This window comes from Streptomyces sp. MZ04 (genome assembly GCF_004684775.1).
In the GTDB taxonomy this organism is placed as follows: domain Bacteria; phylum Actinomycetota; class Actinomycetes; order Streptomycetales; family Streptomycetaceae; genus Streptomyces.
In genome coordinates, this window is record NZ_SRIC01000127.1 from 1 (window position 1) to 22233 (window position 22233).

At 68.9% G+C, this 22233-nt stretch carries 20 protein-coding genes and 1 pseudogene; 12 read left to right on the forward strand and 9 right to left on the reverse strand.

Annotation, left to right across the window (positions count from 1 at the left end):
• Positions 1 to 144 precede the first annotated feature (144 nt).
• The 5 genes from E2651_RS24350 to cseC all read left to right on the forward strand — a co-directional run bounded on the left by E2651_RS24350 (position 145) and on the right by cseC (position 4619).
• The gene (locus E2651_RS24350; RefSeq protein WP_135333344.1) at positions 145 to 1125 is read left to right on the forward strand and encodes an A/G-specific adenine glycosylase; all 981 of its coding nucleotides are present in this window, start codon (positions 145 to 147) and stop codon (positions 1123 to 1125) included.
• A gap of 168 nt (positions 1126 to 1293) precedes the next feature.
• Positions 1294 to 1842: a SigE family RNA polymerase sigma factor gene (locus E2651_RS24355; protein WP_135333345.1), complete on the forward strand. Its 549-nt coding sequence runs from the start codon at positions 1294 to 1296 to the stop codon at positions 1840 to 1842.
• Between the two features lie 41 nt (positions 1843 to 1883).
• Positions 1884 to 2483: a hypothetical protein gene (locus tag E2651_RS24360; RefSeq protein ID WP_245239155.1), complete on the forward strand. Its 600-nt coding sequence runs from the start codon at positions 1884 to 1886 to the stop codon at positions 2481 to 2483.
• An 8-nt stretch (positions 2484 to 2491) separates the two neighbouring features.
• Positions 2492 to 3202, forward strand: a complete 711-nt coding sequence (cseB, locus tag E2651_RS24365) for a two-component system response regulator CseB (RefSeq protein WP_135333347.1) — start codon at positions 2492 to 2494, stop codon at positions 3200 to 3202.
• Positions 3203 to 3257: 55 nt separating this feature from the next.
• Positions 3258 to 4619 (forward strand): two-component system sensor histidine kinase CseC, encoded by a 1362-nt coding sequence (gene cseC, locus E2651_RS24370; RefSeq protein WP_135333348.1) that lies wholly within the window; start codon positions 3258 to 3260, stop codon positions 4617 to 4619.
• A gap of 160 nt (positions 4620 to 4779) precedes the next feature.
• On the opposite strand, the gene E2651_RS24375 is transcribed toward cseC, so the two are convergent.
• Entirely contained in the window at positions 4780 to 6477 is a 1698-nt protein-coding gene (locus E2651_RS24375; protein WP_135333349.1) for an MDR family MFS transporter, read from the reverse strand.
• Positions 6478 to 6634: 157 nt separating this feature from the next.
• On the opposite strand from E2651_RS24375, the gene E2651_RS24380 reads away from it, so the two are divergent.
• Entirely contained in the window at positions 6635 to 7216 is a 582-nt protein-coding gene (locus E2651_RS24380) for a TetR/AcrR family transcriptional regulator (RefSeq protein ID WP_135333350.1), read from the forward strand.
• 11 nt (positions 7217 to 7227) lie between these two features.
• Here E2651_RS24380 and E2651_RS24385 read toward each other — a convergent pair whose 3' ends face one another.
• Entirely contained in the window at positions 7228 to 7917 is a 690-nt protein-coding gene (locus E2651_RS24385; protein WP_135333351.1) for a M23 family metallopeptidase, read from the reverse strand.
• 477 nt (positions 7918 to 8394) lie between these two features.
• Here E2651_RS24385 and E2651_RS24390 point away from each other — a divergent pair, with 477 nt between their 5' ends.
• A complete protein-coding gene (locus E2651_RS24390; RefSeq protein WP_135333352.1) occupies positions 8395 to 11490 on the forward strand; it encodes an NACHT domain-containing protein in 3096 nt (1031 codons plus the stop codon).
• Here the strand turns inward: E2651_RS24390 and E2651_RS46180 are convergent.
• Positions 11480 to 11749 carry an ATP-binding protein gene (locus tag E2651_RS46180; protein WP_348541665.1) on the reverse strand — a complete coding sequence of 90 codons (270 nt, stop codon included), beginning with the start codon at positions 11747 to 11749 and terminating at the stop codon, positions 11480 to 11482. The genes E2651_RS24390 and E2651_RS46180 overlap by 11 nt on opposite strands.
• A 319-nt stretch (positions 11750 to 12068) precedes the next feature.
• On the opposite strand from E2651_RS46180, the gene E2651_RS24395 reads away from it, so the two are divergent.
• The 4 genes from E2651_RS24395 (at position 12069) to E2651_RS24410 (ending at position 16461) form a co-directional block, all read left to right on the forward strand.
• Entirely contained in the window at positions 12069 to 12956 is an 888-nt protein-coding gene (locus tag E2651_RS24395; RefSeq protein WP_135333353.1) for a helix-turn-helix transcriptional regulator, read from the forward strand.
• Between the two features lie 10 nt (positions 12957 to 12966).
• Positions 12967 to 13176, forward strand: coding sequence for a DUF397 domain-containing protein (locus E2651_RS24400; RefSeq protein ID WP_135333354.1), 210 nt, complete (start codon positions 12967 to 12969; stop codon positions 13174 to 13176).
• A gap of 144 nt (positions 13177 to 13320) precedes the next feature.
• Positions 13321 to 13668, forward strand: a complete 348-nt coding sequence (locus tag E2651_RS24405; protein WP_135333355.1) for a DoxX family protein — start codon at positions 13321 to 13323, stop codon at positions 13666 to 13668.
• 228 nt (positions 13669 to 13896) lie between these two features.
• Positions 13897 to 16461 (forward strand): NACHT domain-containing protein, encoded by a 2565-nt coding sequence (locus E2651_RS24410; RefSeq protein WP_135333356.1) that lies wholly within the window; start codon positions 13897 to 13899, stop codon positions 16459 to 16461.
• Between the two features lie 146 nt (positions 16462 to 16607).
• On the opposite strand, the gene E2651_RS24415 is transcribed toward E2651_RS24410, so the two are convergent.
• The gene (locus E2651_RS24415) at positions 16608 to 19136 is read right to left on the reverse strand and encodes an ATP-dependent Clp protease ATP-binding subunit (protein ID WP_135333357.1); all 2529 of its coding nucleotides are present in this window, start codon (positions 19134 to 19136) and stop codon (positions 16608 to 16610) included.
• 440 nt (positions 19137 to 19576) lie between these two features.
• On the opposite strand from E2651_RS24415, the gene E2651_RS24425 reads away from it, so the two are divergent.
• Positions 19577 to 20170, forward strand: a complete 594-nt coding sequence (locus tag E2651_RS24425; protein WP_135333358.1) for an SCO3374 family protein — start codon at positions 19577 to 19579, stop codon at positions 20168 to 20170.
• On the opposite strand, the gene E2651_RS24430 is transcribed toward E2651_RS24425, so the two are convergent.
• The 5 genes and pseudogenes from E2651_RS24430 to E2651_RS44705 all read right to left on the reverse strand — a co-directional run.
• The gene (locus tag E2651_RS24430; protein ID WP_135333359.1) at positions 20149 to 20487 is read right to left on the reverse strand and encodes an Lsr2 family protein; all 339 of its coding nucleotides are present in this window, start codon (positions 20485 to 20487) and stop codon (positions 20149 to 20151) included. The genes E2651_RS24425 and E2651_RS24430 overlap by 22 nt on opposite strands.
• A 224-nt stretch (positions 20488 to 20711) precedes the next feature.
• Positions 20712 to 21245 (reverse strand): amino-acid N-acetyltransferase, encoded by a 534-nt coding sequence (locus tag E2651_RS24435; RefSeq protein WP_135333360.1) that lies wholly within the window; start codon positions 21243 to 21245, stop codon positions 20712 to 20714.
• Between the two features lie 9 nt (positions 21246 to 21254).
• Complete coding sequence (locus tag E2651_RS24440) at positions 21255 to 21734, reverse strand: BlaI/MecI/CopY family transcriptional regulator (protein WP_245239157.1); 480 nt, start codon at positions 21732 to 21734, stop codon at positions 21255 to 21257.
• A gap of 134 nt (positions 21735 to 21868) precedes the next feature.
• Positions 21869 to 22039, reverse strand: a complete 171-nt coding sequence (locus E2651_RS44100; protein ID WP_167828882.1) for a hypothetical protein — start codon at positions 22037 to 22039, stop codon at positions 21869 to 21871.
• Positions 22040 to 22053: 14 nt separating this feature from the next.
• Positions 22054 to 22233, reverse strand: a pseudogene (locus E2651_RS44705) (hypothetical protein); the annotation flags it as partial.

Below are 22233 nucleotides of genomic sequence, written 5' to 3' on the forward strand. Positions count from 1 at the left end.
CTTCATGGGCACTCGGCACTTGGGCTGTGCCCACAGCAACGGACGGCCTCAACCCGAACCACCCCGCCCGCCGCAGGCGACATCGCCGCACCCACCTCCAGGTTGGCCCAACCCCCGGCGCCCCCATGGCAGGATCGTCCTGCCATGACTGCGCCCACGAAGCCCATGCCGATGTCAACGCCGACGTCCACGCCGATGTCCACGCCGATGTCCACGCCGAACGCCGAGCCCGAGCCTCCGCACGAGGCCGCCGGCAAGGCCCTGCACACCCCCGTCATCGCCTGGTTCGACGCTCACGCCCGTGATCTGCCGTGGCGCCGGGCCGACGCCGGTCCCTGGGGCGTGATGGTCAGTGAGTTCATGCTGCAGCAGACGCCGGTGAACCGCGTCCTGCCCGTGTACGAGCAGTGGCTCGCCCGCTGGCCCCGCCCCGCGGACCTCGCCAAGGAAGCCCCGGGCGAGGCCGTCCGCGCCTGGGGGCGGCTCGGCTACCCCCGCCGCGCGCTCCGGCTGCACGGCGCCGCCGTCGCCATAACGGAGCGGCACGGCGGCGACGTACCGACAAGGCACGCACAGCTGCTCGCGCTGCCCGGCATCGGCGAGTACACGGCCGCGGCCGTGGCGTCGTTCGCGTACGGGCAGCGGCATGCCGTGCTCGACACGAACGTCAGGAGGGTCTTCGCGCGCGCCGTGACCGGCGTGCAGTACCCGCCCAACGCCACCACCGCCGCCGAGCGCAAGCTCGCCCGTGCCCTCCTCCCCGAAGACGAGCGCACCGCGTCCCGCTGGGCCGCCGCGTCCATGGAGCTCGGCGCCCTCGTCTGCACCGCCAAGAACGAGGACTGCTCCCGCTGCCCCATCGCACAGCAGTGCGCCTGGCGGACGGCGGGGAAGCCCGCGCACCAGGGCCCGGCCCGCAAGGGCCAGACATACGCGGGCACGGACCGCCAGGTCCGGGGCAAGCTGCTCGCGGTCCTGCGCGACGCGGTGGCCCCCGTACCGCAGTCGGCCCTCGACCGGGTGTGGGACGAGCCGGTACAGCGGGCCCGCTCGCTGGACGGCCTCGTCTCCGACGGCTTGGTCGAGCCGCTCCCGAACGGCTTCTACCGGCTGCCCCTCACCTGACAACTCCCGCCAAAAAGCCCCCGCTTTACGTCCCGCCTACTTCTGTTACACAACCGACGGAAGGCCGTGCGCCCTCCGCTGGCTGCTCCGCACAGCCCCGTGACAAGCCCTCCGTAGCTTCATTCCCGTACCGCACAAGCGGTTGTCGGTGAACGGAGGCGGTTGGGTATGGCGCACGGCGAGGTGCTCGAGTTCGAAGAGTACGTCCGCACTCGGCAGGATGCCCTGCTGCGCAGTGCCCGGCGCCTGGTGCCCGACCCTGTCGACGCCCAGGACCTGCTGCAGACCGCACTGGTGCGGACGTACGGCCGCTGGGACGGCATAGCCGACAAGCGGCTCGCGGACGCCTATCTGCGCCGCGTCATGATCAACACGCGTACGGAGTGGTGGCGGGCCCGCAAGCTCGAAGAGGTCCCCACCGAGCAGCTCCCCGACGCGAGCGTGGAAGACTCCACCGAACAGCACGCCGACCGCGCCCTGCTCATGGACATCATGAAGGTGCTCGCACCGAAGCAGCGCAGTGTCGTCGTGCTGCGACACTGGGAGCAGATGTCCACAGAGGAGACGGCCGCCGCACTCGGCATGTCGGCAGGAACGGTCAAGAGCACGCTGCACCGGGCGCTCGCCCGGCTCCGCCACGAGCTGGAGAGCCGGGACAGCGAGGAACCCGCGGGTGGCGCGCTCGAACGTGAGGAGCGGGAGCGTTGCGCGGCCTAAGCACCCGGGCGAGAAGGACCCTGAGGGCGGGGAGTACGGCGGTGGCCGTGCTCGCCGCCGTCGGCCTTTTGCTCACCGCCTGCTCGGCCGGCGGCTCCGGCGCCCGCGACGAGGGCCCCGCCAACCGCGGCGACACGGTGGTGTCGCCATCCCCGACCGTCGCCTCGTCGTCATCGGCGGCGCCCGCGCCCGCGGCGGACGTCGACCCCGTGCAGCTCATCAAGCACGACCCGAAGGTCAGCCAGTCGGTCAAGCGCGAGCTGCAGCCCTGCTCGGCCGACGACTACCCGGTCGACGTCTCGTACGGCAACCTGACCGGAGGATCCGCGTCCGATGTCGTCGTGAACGTCATGTCCTGCGACGACCCCGTCGGCACCGGTACGTACGTGTACCGCGCCGACGGCGAGAAGTACCAGAATGTCTTCCAGGACGAGGAGCCTCCCGTCTACGCGGAGATCGACCGGGGCGACCTGGTGGTCACCAAGCAGGTGTACCAGAAGGGTGATCCGGTGGAGCTTCCGTCCGTCGAGGACGTCATCACGTACCGCTGGACCTCGAACCGCTTCACGGAGACGGACCGCACCCGCAGTCACTACGGCAGAGCGGCGGGCGGCGACGCTCCCGCCCCGACGCAGAACTGAGAGCACCGATGGCAGAGCACACGCACGTCCTGTTCGTCGAGGACGACGACGTCATCCGTGAGGCGACGCAGCTCGCGCTCGAACGGGACGGCTTCGTGGTCACCGCGATGCCCGACGGGCTGCTCGGCCTCGAGGCGTTCCGCGCGAACCGCCCCGACATCGCGCTGCTCGACGTGATGGTGCCCGGCCTCGACGGCGTCTCGCTGTGCCGCAGGATCCGCGACGAGTCCACGGTCCCGGTGATCATGCTCTCCGCGCGTGCCGACTCCATCGATGTCGTCCTCGGCCTGGAGGCGGGCGCCGACGACTACGTGACCAAACCGTTCGACGGCGCCGTGCTCGTCGCCAGGATCCGCGCCGTGCTGCGCCGCTTCGGCCACGCGAGCGGCCCGAACGCGGCGCCCGCGGCCGGTGAGGCCGGCTCGCCGGACGGCGGCGTGCTGCACTTCGGCGATCTGGAGATCGACACGGAGGGCATGGAGGTCCGCAGGGCCGGCGCTCCGGTGGGGCTGACGCCGACCGAGATGCGGCTGCTCCTGGAGTTCTCCTCCGCGCCCGGCACGGTCCTCTCCCGCGACAAGCTCCTCGAGCGGGTGTGGGACTACGGCTGGGGCGGGGACACCCGCGTCGTCGACGTCCATGTGCAGCGGCTGCGTACGAAGGTGGGCCAGGACCGCATCGAGACGGTCCGCGGCTTCGGCTACAAGCTCAAGGCGTGAGGGACATTCACCGCCGGGCGGATCAGTCGGATCAGGCAGATCACAGGGGACGGATATGAGCAGGGGGACGCCGGTCGCGCTGCGCGCCCGCCTCCGCGAGACGCTGGGCTGCCGGCTGCGCACCGGCGTGCGCTGGAAGATCAGCGCGGCGATCGCCCTGGTCGGCGCGCTGGTCGCGGTGGCGCTCAGTCTCGTCGTACACAACGCGGCGCGCGTCTCGATGCTCGACAGCGCCCGCGATTTCCAGGACACGAAGCTCGCGTACATGCAGCGGGGCTACGAGAACTCCGCGGGGCGGGCCGTCGGCTTCAAGATCGACGACCCGGATCTGCCGGACGGGCTGCGGGACAAGGTCGTGGCCGGGCGGCGCGGGACCTTCGTGGAGGAGCATGCCGAGGGCGTGCCGGACATCTGGGCCGCCGTGCCGCTCAGCGACGGCCGCATCCTGTCGCTGCACACGCCCCTGCCCGACCGCAGCACCACCGTCATGAAGGACCTCGACCAGGCCCTGGTGATCGGCTCGATCTCGGTCGTCTTCGGCGGCTGCGCGCTCGGTGTGCTGATCGGCGGCCAGCTGTCGCGGCGGCTGCGCAAGGCGGCGGCCGCGGCGCAGGACGTCGCCCAGGGGCAGACGGATGTCAGCGTACGAGAGGCCATCGGCGGCGTCGTACGCGATGAGACCGACGATCTGGCGCGGTCGGTGGACGCTATGGCGGACGCCCTGAAGCAGCGCCTGGAGGCCGAGCGGCGGGTGACGGCGGACATCGCGCACGAGCTGCGTACGCCGGTGACCGGGCTGCTCACGGCGGCCGAGCTGCTCCCGCCGGGCCGCCCGACCGAGCTGGTGAGGGACCGCGCGCAGGCGATGCGCACGCTCGTCGAGGACGTACTCGAAGTGGCCCGTCTGGACAGCGCGGCCGAGCGTGCCGAGCTGCAGGACATCATGCTGGGCGAGTTCGTGACGCGGCGGATCGCGGTCCTCAACTCGGACGTGAAGGTCACGGTGGTGCACGAGTCGGAGGTCACCACCGACCCGCGCCGCCTGGAGCGCATCCTCGGCAACCTCCTCGCCAACGCCGCCAAGCACGGCAAACCGCCGGTCGAGGTCAGTGTCGAGGGCCGCGTGGTGCGGGTCCGCGACCACGGCCCCGGCTTCCCCGCGGGTCTCCTGGAGGAGGGTCCGAGCCGCTTCCGCACCGGCAGCACGGACCGCGCGGGCGTCGGCCACGGCCTGGGCCTGACGATCGCGGCGGGCCAGGCGCGCGTCCTCGGCGCCCGCCTCACCTTCCGCAACGTGACCCCGTCGGGCGCGGGCCCCGACGACCCGGCGGAGGGCGCGGTGGCAGTCCTCTGGCTCCCGGAACACGCCCCGACGAACACGGGCAGCTTCCCGATCCTGCAGCTGCCGGACATGTAGCGGGCGCCTTCGGCGTACGAAGCGCAGGCGCACAAGGCACAGCCGTACAAGGCACAAGCCGTACAAGGCACAAGCCGTACAAGGCACAAGGGAAGGCCCCCGGAGCGTATGCACGCTCCGGGGGCCTTCCCTCTGCCGAGGAGAGGGCGGCTCAATCCGCTCAGACGGTCTGTGCGACCGTCTTCTCGCCGTCCCGTGCGGCGTCCCCGGCCGCACCCTCGACCGGCTTGTCGGCCCCGGTGTCCATCGACCCGGATTCCTCCGGAGCGGAATCCTGGGGCTCGGAGTCCGTGGGCTCGGAGTCCGTGGGCTCGGAGTCCGTGGGCTCGGAGTCCTTGGGCCCGGCCCCCCGCAGCGGGACCTCCTTCACGAAGAAGGCCGCGATCAGGGCGACGACACTGATCGCCGCGCCCAGCAGGAAGGCCGAGTGCGTGCCCGCCGACACCGCGTGCTGGTAAGCGTCGCGCGCCGCCTCCGGCAGCTTCGCCAGGCTGGCCGCGTCCAGCTGCGCCGACTTCTCCGTGACGTTGCCGCCCAGCGCCCCGGCCCGCTCGGTCATGACGTCGTTCACGCGGTTGTTGAACAGCGCGCCCATGATCGCGACGCCGAACGAGGAGCCGAGCGTACGGAAGAGGGTGGTCGACGAGGATCCGACGCCCATGTCCTTCATCTCGACGCTGTTCTGCGCGACCAGCATGGTGATCTGCATCAGGCAGCCCATGCCCGCACCGAGTACGGCCATGTAGATCCCGGAGGTCAGCCGCGAGGTCTCGGTGTCCATCTGCGAGAGCAGGAACAGACCCACGACGAGCAGCGCACCGCCGACGATCGGGAAGGCCTTGTACCGCCCGCTGTTGGTGGTCACCCGCCCCGCGACCAGCGAGACGACCATCATCGCGCCGAGCATCGGGAGCAGCAGAAGCCCGGAGTTGGTGGCCGATGCCCCCTGCACGGACTGCTGGTAGAGCGGCAGGAAGAGCACCGCTCCGAACATCACGAAGCCGGTGATGAAGCCGATGACGGACATCAGCGTGAAGTTGCGGCTCTTGAAGATGTGCAGCGGCATGATCGGCTCGGCCGCCTTCGTCTGGACGAAGAGGAAGCCGATGAGCGAGGCGACGCCGATCCCGATGAGCTCCATGATCACGGCAGAGTCCCAGGCGTACTCCGTACCGCCCCAGGTGGTGACGAGGACGATGGAGGTGATGCCGACGGTCAGCAGGGCCGCGCCCAGGTAGTCGATCCGTACCTTGGACCGCTTCTTCGGCAGGTGCAGCACCGCGCTCACCGCGAGCAGGGCCACGACGCCGAGCGGCAGGTTGATGTAGAAGGACCAGCGCCAGCCCCAGTGGTCGGTGATGGTGCCGCCGACCAGCGGTCCGCCGATCATGGCGAGCGCCATCACGCCGGCCATCATGCCCTGGTACTTGCCGCGCTCCCGCGGCGGAACGAGGTCACCGATGATCGCCATGACGCCGACCATCAGACCGCCGGCGCCGAGCCCCTGCAGGGCGCGGAAGCCGATGAGCTGCCCCATGTCCTGGGCCATTCCGCTGGCCGCGGAGCCGACCAGGAAGATGACTATGGACGTCATGAAGGCGCCCTTGCGCCCGTACATGTCGCCGAGCTTGCCCCAGATCGGGGTGGAGGCGGCGGTGGCGAGGGTGTACGCGGTGACGACCCACGACAGGTGCTCCAGGCCGCCGAGCTCGCCCACGATGGTCGGCATCGCGGTGCCGATGATCATGTTGTCGAGCATCGCGAGGAGCATCGTGACCATCAGCGCCAGCATGACGACGCGCACACTGCGCTGCTGCGGCTCTTGCGAGCCCTCGATCGGCTTCTTCGTTTCCGCCATGATCCCCACTCCCCGGATTCCCCGACTGCGAACCGCTACTTACTTGCCGCCCGGCAAGTTGACTACACTGAGGGAAGGTAGACCCCTAACTAGCCGGGCGTCAAGTAAGTTAAGTTGAGTCCGAGGATTCGAGCCGAGGGAGCCGAGGAGTACCGAGATGGTCACGGGCACGGGCAAGCAGCAGCGCCGCGGGAACACGCGCCAGCGCATCCAGGACGTGGCCCTCGAACTCTTCGCCGAGCAGGGCTACGAGAAGACGTCACTGCGCGAGATCTCGGAGCGTCTGGAGGTCACGAAGGCGGCGCTCTACTACCACTTCAAGACCAAGGAAGACATCCTCACCAGCATCTTCGAGGACCTGACCAGGCCCATCGACGAGCTGGTGGAATGGGGCGAGGACCAGCCGCACTCGCTGGAGACCAAGCAGACGATCCTGACCCGCTACAGCGAGATCCTCATCGGCGCGGCGCCGCTCTTCCGCTTCATGCAGGAGAACCAGGCGACGATGCGGGACCTGAAGACGGGTGAGACCTTCAAGGACCGCATGCTCAGCCTGCTCGACATCCTCAAGGAGCCGGGCGCGCCGATGACCGCGCAGGTGCGCTGCGTCAGCGCGCTGTTCACGATGCACGGCGGGATGTTCGTCCTGAAGGACGTCGAAGGCGACCCCGAGGAGAAGCGCAAGGCCATCCTGGAGGTCGCCATCGATCTGGTGACACGGGCGCACGAAGACGCCTGAATCCCGGTGGGTCAGACGGTGACGCCCTCGGACCGCAGGAACGCGACGGGGTCGACCGCGGAGCCGTAGTTCGGGGTCGTACGGATCTCGAAGTGCAGGTGCGGGCCGCTGGAGTTGCCGGTGTTGCCGGAGGCGGCGATGTGCTGCCCGGTGGCGACGCTCTGGCCGACCCGCACATCGACCTTCGAGAGGTGCGCGTACTGCGAGAAGGTGCCGTTGTCGTGCTTGATCACGATGGCGTTGCCGTACGCGGGGCCGTCACCGGCGCCGTTGCCGCCGGCCTTGACGACGGTGCCGCCGTGCGCGGCCTCGACCGAGGTGCCGATCGGCACCGCGAAGTCCTGGCCGGAGTGCTTGTGCGACCACATGTTGCCGCCGAGGCCGAAGGACGCGGAGAGCGTGTACTTGTCGACCGGGTCCTGCCAGGACGCGGCCTTCTTCGCGGCGGCCTGCTTGGCCTGCGCGGCCTTCTGCGTCGCGGCCTGCTTGGCCTGCTCGGCGGCCTTGGCCTGAGCGGCGGCCTGGGCGGCGATCGACTTGGCGGAGATGCCGGGCAGTGCACCGGCACCGTCGGCAGCGGCCGCGACACCGGATCCGAGAACTGCCGATGCTCCGAGCCCGAGGGCCGCGACGGTGACGACGGCCGTCCGCGTACGGAGCAGGGACAGGCCGGAATGGTGGGTCGTGGCGCGCTTCGACATGCTGGATTACCTCCGGGACGGGGGGCGTGGTCCGGCTCGCGTCGGCGGGCCGGGCATAAAGGCACCCGGCACACGCAGCTCTGCGTCCCGCCGGGTTGGCCATCCCTTGGTAACCCGCACCCCCACCTCCACTCAAACCCCCCATCTACTACGGAAAGCCGTAGCTCATGGCGACCCTTTCCTCCCCTTGACACCCCCCAAATCCGACAATTCCCCCTTCAGCCACTTGCCGGAATTAGCCACCAGAGGCGGGTTTAAGCCCACATTGCGGAGCCCTCTCACGCCCACACCCACCCGCATCGAAGGCTCCGCACCCCGACGCGACGAAGGTCCCGGAGGTTGCGGACCGAAGGTCCCGACCGCACCCCCACACGCCACCACTATTCCGCCTAGTACCGGACATAACGCCTGTGCGCCATGTCACCGGGGCCCGAGATCCACATCCCCCGGAATGTGACCGGCACTACGCTCACGCGCATGGATCCCGCGGTCATCGGCACCCGCCTCGCGTCGGCAGCCGTAACCCCTCTGATCAAGAAACTCTTCGTACGAGAGGGGCCCGGGGCAGGCCTGGTGGACCGCCCGGTACGCCTTTCCGCCCTGCTGTCCTTCCGGGGCGAGAAGCGCACCCTGACGGAGAAGGACCTGGCCGCTCTCGCCTCCGCCCTGGTCCGCCAGGCCCTGCGCACCGGCGAGCGCCCGGTCACCCCCGACGAGGAACGGGCGGCGACGGACGCCCTGACCCGCACCCTGCACGCACTCGGCGACCTCACCCTCAGCGACCTGGAGGCGGTGGAGCTGGGCCACGCCGCGCTGGCCGCCCGCCTCCGCCAGACCGCCGACCGCCCGGACCGCCACCTCTCGGCGGACGCCACGTACTTCTACGAACGCCTGCTGGACGCCACCTGCCTGCACGTCCTGCACTTCTTCACCCAACGCTCGACCTTCGTGGCCGCGACGCTGGTCGCACAGAGCCGCCGCCAGGCGGAACTGATCACGAAGATGGACGAGCTGATAGCCCGGAGCCCGCTCCCCGGGGCGGAGGACGTGGCCTTCGAGCAGCGCTATCTCGCGTACGTCGCGAAGAAGCACGGGAAGCTGACGATCTTCGGGATCGATCTGGCGAATTCGCCGGGGCGGTGGGCGTTGGATGCGGCGTATATGTCGTTGGAGGCGACGGGGGGCCTTGGCCGGCTCCAGCCGTCGCCGGGGTACGTGGCCATCGCGGGCCCCGCGCAGTGGGCGGACCAGGTGGACCAGTCGGCCCCAGCACCCCAGCCCGCCGACCAGGCCCTCGCCGACCACGACCGCGTACTCCTACGAGGCGAGGCCGGCTCCGGCAAAAGCACGCTCGTCCAGTGGCTGGCGGTGAGCACGGCGGGCGGTCCCGCCGCCGAGGACCGTATGGCGTACCTCCACGACCGCATCCCCTACGTACTCCCCCTCCGCACCCTCACCCGCCACGGCGAGCGCCTCCCCGCCCCGTCGGACTTCCTCGCCTCGGTCGGCTCCCCGCTCGCGGGCACGCAGCCGTCCGGCTGGGAGTCCCGCGTACTGACGGCGGGCCGGGCACTGGTCCTGGTGGACGGAATCGACGAGATCCCCGAGTCGGAACGCGCCCGCACCCGGACCTGGCTCACCGACCTGATCGACGCGTACCCCGGCAACCGGTGGCTGCTCACCTCCCGCCCCTCCGCTGTACGCGAGGACTGGCTCGCCGAAGAGGGCTTCACCGAGCTGACGCTCTCCGAGATGAGCCGAGCGGATGTCGCCGCCTTCATCGGCCGCTGGCACGCGGCCGCCACGACGGGCGTCCCGGACGAGGACGCGGCACTGCGTTCGTACGAGGAGCAGCTGCTTGAAGCGGTCACGTCGAAGCCGGACCTGGCCCTCCTGGCGACCAACCCCCTGATGTGCGGCCTGATCTGCGCCCTGCACCGCGACCGCAGAGGCTTCCTCCCCCTCAGCCGCAAGGACCTCTACACGGCGGCGCTCTCCATGCTTCTCGTACGCCGCGACCGCGAACGCCACATGGGCGCACCGGAGCTACGCGAGGAACCACAGCTCCAACTCCTGCAACGCCTCGCGTACTGGCTGATCCGCAACGGCCGTACACAGATGGACCGTTCGCGAGCCGAGTCCATCATCGCGGACGCGCTGCCTGCCGTGCCGGAGCTGGCGTCACTGGGCGACGCGAAGGCGGTGTACGCGCACTTCCTGCACCGCAGCGGTCTCCTCCGCGAACCGTCCCCGGACACGGTCGACTTCGTCCACCGCACCTTCCAGGATTTTCTGGGGGCGCGGGCGGTGGTCGACGAGGGCGACTTCGGGGTACTGGCGCAGCACGCGGCCGACGACCAGTGGGCGGACGTCATCCGCATGGCGGTGGCACAGGCGCGCCCCCGGGAACGGGCCGAGCTGCTCAGGGAGTTACTCGGCTACGGGGACAAGCATCCGGAGGAACGAGCCCGTAAACGGATCCATCTTCTGGCGGCGGCCTGCCTGGAGCATGCGGCGGAGCTGGCGCCGGCGGTGCGGGAGGAGGTTGAGCGGCGGACGTCGGCGCTCATTCCGCCGCGCAGCAGAGAGGACGCCCACGAACTCGCGAAGCTGGGTCCGATGGTTCTCGACCTGCTCCCTGGTCCGGACGGCCTGAGCGACGAGGACGCTCGGGAGGTGGCCATCACAGCGACAAACATCATCTCGGACGCCGCGATCCCATTCCTCGCACGATTCGCACGCCACACCTCCCTCACCGTGCGCAGCCAGCTCATGTGGGGTTGGAGCCGATACGACTGCCGCCTCTACGCGGAGCAAGTCATCACCCAACTCGACGACGGCAGGGTGTATTTCACCATCCGTAGCGACGAGCAGCTCTCAGAGGTCATGCGGCTGAAGCTCCGCCCGAAGCGCCTGGACATCCGAGAGGACGTCTCGCCAACGGCCGTCTCCCGACTGCTGGTTGCCTGCGCCCCCACAACCCTGCTGCTTTCGACCCCGCCCGGCCGCCTCTCACCTGCGGCACTCGCCGCACTGCACGGAGTGGAAACGCTCCGCTTCTTCAACCTCGACGAGCCCTGGAGCCTCTCCGCCCTCTCCGCGGACGCACCTCTACGTGACATCGGCTTCTTCCGTTCCCGCCACCACCTGGACGATCTCCGACACATCACCCGTTGGCCAACGTTGGCGCGGGTTCTCTTCGACCCACAGGACGCGCCGGCCTCAGCCGACGAATGGAACCTGCTCGCGAGCCTTCCGCGCCTGACCTTCCTGCTCTTGTCGTCACAGAGCCTGACCTGCGCACCCCCCGGGCTGACTCTGCCCAACGTCACAAGCATGCAGGTGACCCCCACGGGAGACTGGGACAGTGCCGCGCGTCGCCTCCCTAGCCTGCTTCCAGGCATGAAGCACCTTCACGTTTTCCGCCCTGCCGAACAAGGCGTGATCGACGTGGCTCCCCTGGCACACCTCCCGGCCCTCACTCACCTGGAAGTCCCTGCCTCCCGGGTCACCGGCCTGGATGCTCTTCCCACCCACATAGAAGTGGACGCCTACGCCAGCCTCACCGATTGAGCTGAAACCACACCCCTTTGCCACCCCCGGTAGGCGTCACCCCGCACACGTCCGACAGGGCGGTCACGAGAAACAACCCCCGCCCACCGGTGTCTTCAGCGGGACCCCGCCGGGGTGAGGGCAGTTGTTCGCTCCCGTCGTACACGGCGATGCGTACGTGGGTCGTGGCGACGGCAGCTCTCAGATGCACGTCACCTTTGGTGTGCTGAGGTGGCACTGGCTGGGGTGAACAAGGTGTAGGTCTGCGGGAGTTGATCACTCTCAGGTACGCCCATCAAACGCCTCCAGGCGTCGGGTCCGCCGTGACGGTCACTCACGCGCACGGGCCCGTCCGCAGTGGCCTACCACCCCTCGCGAACAACCTCCCGTCCGGCACGGAGAGTTGGATCGGGCGGTGCGCTTCTGCGGTCAGGCATGGCTGCGCTGCGTCGACAGCGAGGCTTCCGGCATCTCTGCGTGAGCGTCGCTGCACTCAAGGTAGCGATTTGGTGCTCAGATCAGCAACCTGATCGCGGAAGTTGCTGGACCCTGCTCGGCCGGTAGCGGCAAACTGTGGCCCAACCACCAGGAAGGCCCGCATGGCGCTGCGCACCCACATCACGGAACGACAGAGGCGACTGGGCTCCGAACTCCGCAAACTTCGTGAAGCCGCGGGGATGTCGGTCAATGCAGCCAGCGCCCGGATCGGCATGGGCGCCGCGCACCTCAGCCATGTCGAGGCCGCCCGAACGGCGATCTCAGCCGACCGCCTTACCGCACTCCTGTACGCATACGACGTCAGATCTGAGCCCTACGCCGAGGCGCTCGCCGCCATGTCGGAGAGCGACGGCAAGGGATGGTGGACCGAGTACCGCAAGGACCTCCCCCAACACACCCTGGACCTGGCCGAGTTGGAATCCAGGGCTACGGGCATTCAAAGCTACGAGACCCTGCTCATCCCTGGCCTTCTCCAGACCGAGGCCTATATGCGAGCCCTCTTCCACAGCTCAAGGCCAGGAGCCTCGCCTGCGGAGATCGAGACGCTCGTCGGCTACCGCCGCGCACGCCAGCAGATCGTCGCCGACGACTCCCGCACGACCGTCCACGCCGTCATCCATGAGGCCGCCCTGCGCATCACCGTCGGCAGCGCGGGCGTCATGCGGGAGCAGCTCACCCACCTCGTCCGTGCCGCCCAGCGCACCGGGACCACCATCCAGATCCTGCCCTTCGACGCGGGGGCCCGCGCCTGGTTCGGCACGCCGCTGCTGGTTCTCGGCTCTGTCGCACCGGGGCTGGAGACGGTCATGCTGGAACACCCGGCCGCGCCTCTCCTGCTCGGCGACGACGAGTCCATCGCGCGCTACAAGAGCACCTTCGACTCGCTCAGCAGAAACTCACTCCCGGCAGTGACAGCCGACGGCCGGCCGGGCAGCCACGAACAACGCGACTCCTGGGGACTCATCCACCACATCCTCTATACGTACTAGGGAGCGCCTCATGACCACTCACTCTGCGCCCGCCAAACTTCCCGAACTCACCTGGCAGAAGTCCACGTTCAGCGACGGGGCGGGCGCCAATTGCGTCTACGTCGCCACCACGGCCACGGGGACAATCCACCTCCGCGAAAGCGACACCCCGGAGACCACCCTCACCACGACCCCCAGGGCCCTGTCCGCCCTAATACGCACCCTCACAACAGCCACCTGAGGGCGGGGCTTTGCTGGGCCGGCGCTGGTGTTCGTACCGGCCCAGCAAAACCCGCCCCCCACTCGTCACACTCCCCCGACGCGCTCCGTCATAGAGGCGAGGCACCAACAAATGCCCGCCCCAGCAAGCAACAAGGAGCCCCCAATGTCCACCGCTCACATCATCGTCACCCTCCTCGCCGCCGCCATGACCGCCTTCTCCGCCGTCTCCGTCTTCCTCCGCGCCAAGTGGGTCGTGGAGCCCATGGCCGACTACAAGATTCCCCAGTCCTGGATGCCCTGGCTCGGCACGGCCAAGGCCGCCGGCGCCGGCGGACTGCTCGTCGGGCTCTTCGTACCAGCCATCGGCGTCATCGCCGGGATCTGCCTGATCGCGTACTTCACAGGAGCCGTCATCACCGTGATCCGCGCCCGCTGGTACGCCCACATCCCCTTCCCCCTGGTGTACGCCGCCCCGGTAATCGGCGCCCTGACCCTCGGCCTCGCCGCCTGAGCAACGTCAACACAAGATGGGGAAGAGGATTTGTCCCGCGTGGTCCAGCAAGCCGTCGACAGCGTCGACCCGGGGTGAGGTCCAACCCACTGCGCGGCGCAGGTGCAGCAGGCGCAGCAGGCGCAGCAGGCGCCGTTACCGGATCCCGCTCACCGCCCCGACATCCACGCGGAGTTCACCTAACCTTGACGCTCCAAGACAACCCACCCACAGGGACCCCCAATGTCCATGGAGCCCGTTGTCCGCATTCCCACGACGCTCGCCGCTCCGCTCGTTCAACGGCTCATCCGCACCCCGCCCCAACAGCAGCCCACCGCACCGGAGTTGATCGCCGCCCTCACCACCTGGCGAGGGCCCGACGCACCCGCGACACCGGACGACGTCCACCGCACGGCCGCCGAATTCGTCCACCTCGCCGCCGAGGCACACACCGCGCCCAGCGGTGAACTCACCGCCGTAGCCGACGTGTTGGCCAGGACCCTGCTCGCCGTCGGGGAACTCGACCTCACCGACGTCGACGCCGTACGCCTCGGCCCGCAGGACTACGCGCGGCGCCTCCGCGGGGCCGTGCAGGGCGCGGACCGCGCCCTGACCCCCGACGCCGCCTGGTTCCACGACGAGCTGCTCGTGGCCGTGTGCCTGCACATCCTCTACCACTTCGTACGTCGGTCTCCGCACATCCAGCAGCAGATGCCCGGACGCTCCAGCCGCATCCGCCAGCTCGTCGACCTGAACGACGCGGAAGCCGCCGCCCGGCAGCCCGAACGCTCCCAGGAGGACCGGGACTTCGAGGCCCTGTACGCCGAAGAAGTCGTACGGCAGCACGGCTGGCTCACCATCGTCGGCGTGGACTTCGCCAACGCACCGGACCGCTGGCCCCTTGAAGACACCTACCTCAGCCTGGAAGCCGAGGAGAGCAGCGGCAGCGGCGTACCGGGCGAGCCCCGGACCGTGCTGCTCGCCGACCGGGCTCTGGAGGGGCACGAGCGCGTGCTGCTGCGCGGCGACGCGGGCTCAGGGAAGACGACCCTCGTGCAGTGGCTCGCGGTCGCCGCGGCCCGCGAGGGCGCCCGCGTGCCGTTCGTACTTCCCGTACGCCGCTTCGCCCGCGAAGGCTTCCCCGCCCCCGACGACTTCCTGCACGCCATCCGCCACCCGCTGGCCGACCGCGCCCCGGAGGGCTGGGTCGTCCGTACGCTCCTCGCCGGCCGCGCCATGCTCCTGGTCGACGGCATCGACGAGGCCCCGGAGGCGTCCCGCGGCGAACTCCGCGGCCAGCTCCGCCGCCTCCTGCGCATCTTCTCCGGCAACGGCTGTCTCGTCACCTCCCGTCCCTCCGCCGTCGAGGATGGCTGGCTCGCGCAGGAGCGCCTCGCCGAAGAGGGCTTCCGGGAGTTGTCGCTCGCGCCCATGTCACGCGACCAGGTCACCCGGTTCATCCACGACTGGCACGCGGCCGCGCTGAGCGACGACGCGTGCAAGGAGCAGCGGGACCGCGACGAGCTGAGGGAGTACGAGCAGCGCCTCCTGCACTCCGTACGCATCTATCGCGAACTGCGCCAGCTCGCCACCAACCCCCTGATGTGCGGCCTCATCTGCGCCCTCAACCGCGACCGCTCCGGCTCGCTCCCCAACGGCCGCAAGGAGCTGTACGACGCGGCCCTGGAGATGCTGCTCCAGCGCCGCGATCCCGAGCGCGATGTTCTGTACGCCGATGACGTGCGGCTCCAGCAGGGCCCCCGCGAGCTGCTCCTGCGCAAGCTCGCCCACGCGATGGTCGAGGAAGGCGTCTCGGAGCTGCCGCGCCACCGCGTGGTCGGCATCCTGGACGCCGCCCTGCCCGCCATTCCCTCCGCCCGCGCGGCGGGCGACGGCGAGAAGATCTTCCGGCATCTGCTGCACCGCACAGGGCTGCTCCGCGAACAGGCGGGCCTCTCGGTGGACTTCATCCACCGCACCTTCCAGGACTATCTGGCCGCCAAGGAAATAGTGGCCCGCGGGCAGTTCCGTACGCTCGTGGATCACGCGCACCGCTCCGAGTGGGAGGAGGTCATCCGCATGTCCGCCGCCCACGCCCGGCCCGAGGAGTGCGCCGACTTCCTGGAGCGCCTGCTGGCCGCCGCCCCCAACCTGCGCCGCCCGCACGTGAATCACCGGCGCCTGATGGCCGCGGCCTGCCTGGAGCACGTCACCGAGCTCGACCCCGCGGTGCAGCAACTCGTCCATGACCGCACCAAGAACCTCGTACGCCCCACGAACGAACTGGCCGCCCGCAGCCTCGGCTGGGTCGGCCCCATCGTCCTGGAGCAGCTGCCGGACCCCGAACAGGTGCCGAGCGACCAGCAGGCACTGCTGCTCGCCATCACGGCGACCCGCGTCCAGGACGACGCCGCCATCGACTACCTCGCCCGCCTTAGGCACCGCTCGGCCCTCTCCATCCGGGCTGAACTGGCCCGCCCCTGGCGGCACTTCGACACGGAGCGGTACGCGCGCGAGATCATCGCCCATCTGGATCCTGTCGGCCTGTACTTCCCCGTCTCCGACACCGCCGAGCTGGCGGCGCTGCGGCAGCTGGGCGGGCGGCCCTGGATCCAGGTGGTCGGCGTCATGCGTACCGAGGAACTCCTCGACGGCCTCGAGCACGAGCAGCTCACCCACCTGTGGATCACCGCCGAGCTCACCGACCCGGACATGTCCTGGCTCGCCGGCTTCCCGAACCTGAGCGTGCTGCGGGTGAACCCGCGGCTGCCGCGAGTGCGCAACGTACCGGAGGGCGTGACGATCACGTCCTAGCGCCCCGTAGCCCCGTAAGGGGCGCGGGGAACTGCGCGACAAGCCACAAAGCACCCGCAGCCAAAATCAAACCCAGAAAGGGGCTGCCCCGGACCGCGATAAACGATCCGGGGCAGCCCCTGCACTGCTTAAGGCGGGCCGCAGGCCTACGCCTCCTTGCTCAGGTTCGGCCCAGCACCGCCGCCGGCGGCCTGCTCGATCGGCGGGACGTCCGGCAGCGCCGTCTTCTCCTCGCCACGGAAGGTGAACTTGGCGTTCTCGCCCTCGCCCTCCGTATCGACGACCACGATGTGGCCGGGGCGCAGCTCGCCGAAGAGGATCTTCTCCGACAGGATGTCCTCGATCTCGCGCTGGATCGTCCGGCGCAGCGGCCGGGCGCCCAGGACCGGGTCGTAACCCTTCTTCGCGAGGAGCGACTTGGCGGTCGAGCTGAGCTCGATGCCCATGTCGCGGTCCTTCAGGCGCTCGTCCACCTTGGCGATCATGAGGTCGACGATCTGGATGATGTCTTCCTCGGTGAGCTGGTGGAAGACCACCGTGTCGTCGACACGGTTCAGGAACTCCGGGCGGAAGTGCTGCTTCAGCTCGTCGTTGACCTTGGTCTTCATGCGCTCGTAGTTGGTCTTGACGTCACCCGACGCGGCGAATCCCAGGTTGAAGCCCTTGGAGATGTCACGCGTGCCGAGGTTGGTCGTCATGATGATGACCGTGTTCTTGAAGTCCACGACCCGGCCCTGGGAGTCGGTCAGGCGACCGTCTTCCAGGATCTGCAGGAGCGAGTTGAAGATATCCGGGTGGGCCTTCTCGACCTCGTCGAAGAGGACGACCGAGAACGGCTTGCGGCGGACCTTCTCCGTCAGCTGACCGCCCTCTTCGTAACCGACATATCCGGGCGGCGAACCGAAGAGACGCGAGACCGTGTGCTTCTCGCTGAACTCCGACATGTCGAGCGAGATCAGGGCGTCCTCGTCACCGAAGAGGAATTCGGCGAGCGTCTTGGAAAGCTCCGTCTTACCGACACCGGACGGGCCGGCGAAGATGAACGAACCACCGGGGCGCTTCGGGTCCTTCAGACCGGCGCGCGTACGCCGAATCGCCTGCGAAAGCGCCTTGATGGCGTCCTTCTGACCGATGACCCGCTTGTGGAGCTCGTCCTCCATGCGGAGCAGCCGCGAGGACTCCTCCTCGGTGAGCTTGAAGACCGGAATGCCCGTCGCCGTGGCGAGGACCTCGGCGATGAGCTCGCCGTCGACCTCGGCGACGACGTCCATGTCGCCGGCCTTCCATTCCTTCTCGCGCTTGGCCTTCGCGGCCAGGAGCTGCTTCTCCTTGTCGCGCAGGGAAGCGGCCTTCTCGAAGTCCTGCGAGTCGATCGCGGACTCCTTGTCGCGGCGGACGCCGGCGATCTTCTCGTCGAACTCGCGGAGGTCCGGCGGCGCGGTCATCCGGCGGATGCGCATCCGGGAACCGGCCTCGTCGATCAGGTCGATGGCCTTGTCCGGCAGGAAGCGGTCCGAGATGTACCGGTCGGCCAGGGTGGCGGCCTGGACCAGCGCCTCGTCCGTGATGGAGACCCTGTGGTGGGCCTCGTAACGGTCGCGCAGACCCTTGAGGATCTCGATGGTGTGCGGCAGCGACGGCTCCGCGACCTGGATGGGCTGGAAGCGGCGCTCGAGGGCCGCGTCCTTCTCCAGGTGCTTGCGGTACTCGTCCAGCGTGGTGGCGCCGATGGTCTGCAGCTCACCGCGCGCGAGCATCGGCTTCAGGATCGAAGCCGCGTCGATCGCGCCCTCGGCGGCGCCCGCACCCACCAGGGTGTGGAGCTCGTCGATGAACAGGATGATGTCGCCGCGGGTGCGGATCTCCTTGAGGACCTTCTTCAGGCGCTCCTCGAAGTCACCGCGGTAGCGCGAACCGGCGACGAGCGCGCCGAGGTCCAGGGTGTAGAGGTGCTTGTCCTTGAGGGTCTCGGGCACCTCGCCCTTGACGATGGCCTGCGCCAGGCCCTCGACGACGGCGGTCTTGCCGACGCCGGGCTCGCCGATGAGAACGGGGTTGTTCTTCGTACGGCGGGACAGCACCTGCATGACCCGCTCGATCTCCTTCTCGCGCCCGATGACCGGGTCGAGCTTGGACTCACGAGCGGCCTGGGTGAGGTTCCGGCCGAACTGGTCGAGCACCAGGGACGTGGAGGGCGTGCCCTCGGCAGGACCGCCGGCGGTGGCGGTCTCCTTGCCCTGGTATCCGGAGAGCAGCTGGATGACCTGCTGCCGCACCCGGTTGAGATCGGCACCCAGCTTGACCAGGACCTGGGCGGCGACGCCCTCGCCCTCGCGGATCAGGCCGAGCAGGATGTGCTCCGTGCCGATGTAGTTGTGGCCCAGCTGAAGGGCCTCGCGGAGCGAAAGCTCCAGGACCTTCTTGGCACGGGGGGTGAAGGGGATGTGCCCGGACGGGGCCTGCTGGCCCTGACCGATGATCTCCTCCACCTGCTGGCGGACCGCCTCGAGCGAAATCCCGAGGCTCTCCAGGGCCTTAGCGGCGACACCCTCGCCCTCGTGGATCAAGCCCAGGAGGATGTGCTCGGTGCCGATGTAGTTGTGGTTGAGCATCCGGGCTTCTTCCTGAGCCAGGACGACAACCCGCCGCGCGCGGTCGGTGAACCTCTCGAACATCGTTAATCGCTCCTCAGAGCGGTCAGAAAGATTGGGGACGATCCCCTCCCTGTCCTTCCGCAGCTTAGTCCCGCAAGCGGGGACCGCTCATTCCAACTGCCGACACCCGGCCGAGAACAAGAGGTGCCTCCTGACCCCGAACGCCGACAACTGCTCCAACCCGATGGTGCGAGACGATGTTCCCGCAGGCCAGGCACTTACCCTCACCGCCACTACGCCGATGGCGAACGTGAGACGGCCTGGCGCGCGTGTCGCCCCTCCCCACTAGGGATGTCTTACCCGTAACGACTGACACTCCATGCGGCGCGCGCCGGTTCCCTCCGCTACGGGCGAACACCCTTGCGCCGCCGAACACGCTTTTACGCCGCCAATTCGGACACGACGCGCGTTCGTCTGGGCACCCTGCGTAACCCACCGGTCCTGCGGGCGGTTGCTCAGACATGGCCCTCACCGTTCCCCAGCCCCGCCTGCCGTACGAGCAGAGCGATCCGGTGCGTCAGTGGTACGAGAACGAGCTCGGCTGGGCGACGACGGAACCGCGTCCCGGGCTGCCGGTGGGGCTGCTCACGGGGCTGCGCTTCGACGTGCTCGAACTTCCCGCGGAGGCCGGCTTCGCCGCGCTGCGGCATCTCGGGCCGAAGGCTCCGGTGGCCCTGCGCGGGGAATCCATGCGGCTCTTCGTGGCCGCGGGGAGCGCCGAGGAGGTGCCGGGACTCCTGGAGTGGCTGGAGTGGGGCGGCATCCCGCTGGAACTCACGGCCATCGGGGCGGGCGGCCGGACCGCTGCGCCCACGCCTCCGGGCTGGTCCGGCTCGCGGGGGGCGGCCGTCTGGCTGCGCCCCCCAGAGCCCGGGTGCGAGGTGGAGCCGACGCTGCCGGCACTGCCGTCCCTGTGCTGCGTGGGGGGTGGCACCGTGCCCCACAGCGACCCCGCCGTGGGCTCCGGTCTCGTACGACTTGTGGACACGGCGGCAACGCACTGCCACCGGGTCCGTCTGCGACGTAACCGTCGTCAGCCGTTGGCCTTCTCGTAGGCCTCGCGGATGGAAGCGGGGACGCGGCCGCGGTCATTGACCTCGAAACCGTTGTCCTTCGCCCAGGCGCGAATGGCCGCGGTGTCCTGACCACCGCCCGTGGCGGCGGCACGAGCCTTGCCGCGCCCCGCGGAACCACGGCCACCGGTACGACGACCACCCTTGAGGTAAGGCTCAAGAAGACCGCGGAGCTTGTCCGCGTTCGCAGTGGTGAGGTCAATCTCGTACGACTTGCCGTCCAGCGCGAACGTCACCGTCTCGTCCGCCTCGCCACCGTCGAGGTCATCGACAAGAAGGACCTGAACCTTCTGTGCCACCGGATTTCCTTTCATCGATAACTTCAGGGCCGGACCGTGCGGCGTGAGCCGCTGAATCGCCGCCCCCTGTTATATGCAGTACTGCAGTACATCGGAAAGCAAACCGCTTTTGCTGGAAAAACACAAACCCCCGGGAGAGACCGGGGACCCCGAGAACCCAGGAAACATGCGCGTTTCGGACATAGGGAACCGGGGCAGCAGGCGTTGTGAATACCCGGCGACGATCACAGATGCAGAAGCATCCGGCTGTTGCCCAAGGTGTTCGGTTTCACTCGTTCGAGGCCGAGGAACTCCGCGACGCCCTCGTCATTGGAACGCAGCAGCTCGCTGTAGACATCTCCGTCGACCGGTGTCTCGCCGATCTCCACGAAGCCGTGGTTCGCGAAGAAGTCGACTTCGAAGGTGAGACAGAAAACCCTCCGGACACCGAGCCAGCGAGCGGTCTGGAGCAACTTCCCCAACACCTGATGTCCCACTCCGACGCCCTTGACATCGGGCTTCACCGCGAGTGTGCGAACTTCCGCGAGGTCTTCCCACATCACATGCAGGGCGCCGCAGCCGACGACCTCGGCGTTGTCGTCGCGTTCCGCCACCCAGAACTCCTGGATGGACTCGTAAAGCGCGACCGTCGCTTTGTCGAGCAGGATCCCCTGACGGGTGTAGGAGTCGAGGAGGTCGCGCACGGCCGGGACATCGGCGGTGCGCGCCCTGCGTACGGAGACTGCTTTTGCGCTGAGTTCAGGGGGTTCTGCTGGCATGACCGGACGCTATCGTTCTGCGTCGCCCTCCGCCGCGCCGGGGTTCGGCGGGTTCGGTCCCTGAACGTTCGGTCCCTGAACGTTCGGTCCCTGAACGTTCGGTCCCTGAACGTTCGGTCCCTGAACGTTCGGTCCCTGAACGATGCGCATCGCATCGCTGAGCGCTTCGCGCTGTTCCGGCGACATCATGCCGAAGAAGGCGACAAGAGCGGCCGCGGGGTTGTCACTCTGGGACCAGGCTTCGTTCATCAGTGCGGCCGCGTAGGCGGCCCGAGTGGAGACCGCCTCATATCGATAGGCGCGGCCTTCCGCTTCACGGCGCACCCAGCCCTTCTGATGGAGATTGTCCAAAACGGTCATGACAGTGGTGTAGGCGATGGACCGTTCCTGCTGAAGGTCTTCAAGGACTTCCCGAACGGTCACGGGGCGGTTCCACTTCCACACCCGTGTCATGACTGAGTCTTCGAGTTCTCCCAAGGGGCGAGGCACACCAGAACAATAGTGGGAGATGTCACTAATGCCGTGACGGACGTGGCGGAGCGGTCATTTACCCAACAAAAAGGGCGTACGACTCGGAATGTGAGCGAGTCGTACGCCTGTGGCCGGGGCCGCGATGGGGGGCGTCAGGGCTGCCGGGCCTGCTGGACGCCCTCGGCGCGGGTGATCGCGGCGTCGACGGCCGCGTCCTCCTTGGCCTTGTTGGCGCCGCCCTGGGTCTTCACGATCGTCACGATGAGACCGCCGAAGAACACGGCCATCACTACGGGGGGCAGGAGCGCGGAGACGTAGTCCATGCCCCCCAGAGTAGCTAGCCCGCCGCGAGCTGGTGCGCCGGGTCCGCCTGATTTGCCGTCGCTGCCGTCGCTGCCGTCGCCGCCGTCGCTGCCGTCGCCGTCGCTGCCGGGTCCGCCGGGTCCGCCGGTTCTGCCGGTTGTGGCGGCTGCGCGGGGCGGCGCTTGGGCGGGAAGACCTCGGCCGGGGTCGGCAC

Excerpts from the sequence above, each read along its gene's own strand:
- E2651_RS24355 (WP_135333345.1), top strand. The coding sequence starts at position 1,294 with ATGGCGCACGGCGAGGTGCTCGAGTTCGAAGAGTACGTCCGCACTCGG.
- E2651_RS24350 (WP_135333344.1), top strand. The coding sequence starts at position 145 with ATGACTGCGCCCACGAAGCCCATGCCGATGTCAACGCCGACGTCCACG.
- E2651_RS24405 (WP_135333355.1), top strand. The coding sequence starts at position 13,321 with ATGTCCACCGCTCACATCATCGTCACCCTCCTCGCCGCCGCCATGACC.
- E2651_RS24400 (WP_135333354.1), top strand. The coding sequence starts at position 12,967 with ATGACCACTCACTCTGCGCCCGCCAAACTTCCCGAACTCACCTGGCAG.
- E2651_RS44100 (WP_167828882.1), bottom strand. The coding sequence starts at position 22,039 with ATGGACTACGTCTCCGCGCTCCTGCCCCCCGTAGTGATGGCCGTGTTC.
- cseB (WP_135333347.1), top strand. The coding sequence starts at position 2,492 with ATGGCAGAGCACACGCACGTCCTGTTCGTCGAGGACGACGACGTCATC.
- E2651_RS24395 (WP_135333353.1), top strand. The coding sequence starts at position 12,069 with ATGGCGCTGCGCACCCACATCACGGAACGACAGAGGCGACTGGGCTCC.
- E2651_RS24435 (WP_135333360.1), bottom strand. The coding sequence starts at position 21,245 with ATGCCAGCAGAACCCCCTGAACTCAGCGCAAAAGCAGTCTCCGTACGC.
- E2651_RS24385 (WP_135333351.1), bottom strand. The coding sequence starts at position 7,917 with ATGTCGAAGCGCGCCACGACCCACCATTCCGGCCTGTCCCTGCTCCGT.
- E2651_RS24425 (WP_135333358.1), top strand. The coding sequence starts at position 19,577 with ATGGCCCTCACCGTTCCCCAGCCCCGCCTGCCGTACGAGCAGAGCGAT.
- E2651_RS24410 (WP_135333356.1), top strand. The coding sequence starts at position 13,897 with ATGGAGCCCGTTGTCCGCATTCCCACGACGCTCGCCGCTCCGCTCGTT.
- cseC (WP_135333348.1), top strand. The coding sequence starts at position 3,258 with ATGAGCAGGGGGACGCCGGTCGCGCTGCGCGCCCGCCTCCGCGAGACG.
- E2651_RS24390 (WP_135333352.1), top strand. The coding sequence starts at position 8,395 with ATGGATCCCGCGGTCATCGGCACCCGCCTCGCGTCGGCAGCCGTAACC.
- E2651_RS24380 (WP_135333350.1), top strand. The coding sequence starts at position 6,635 with ATGGTCACGGGCACGGGCAAGCAGCAGCGCCGCGGGAACACGCGCCAG.
- E2651_RS24415 (WP_135333357.1), bottom strand. The coding sequence starts at position 19,136 with ATGTTCGAGAGGTTCACCGACCGCGCGCGGCGGGTTGTCGTCCTGGCT.
- E2651_RS24375 (WP_135333349.1), bottom strand. The coding sequence starts at position 6,477 with ATGGCGGAAACGAAGAAGCCGATCGAGGGCTCGCAAGAGCCGCAGCAG.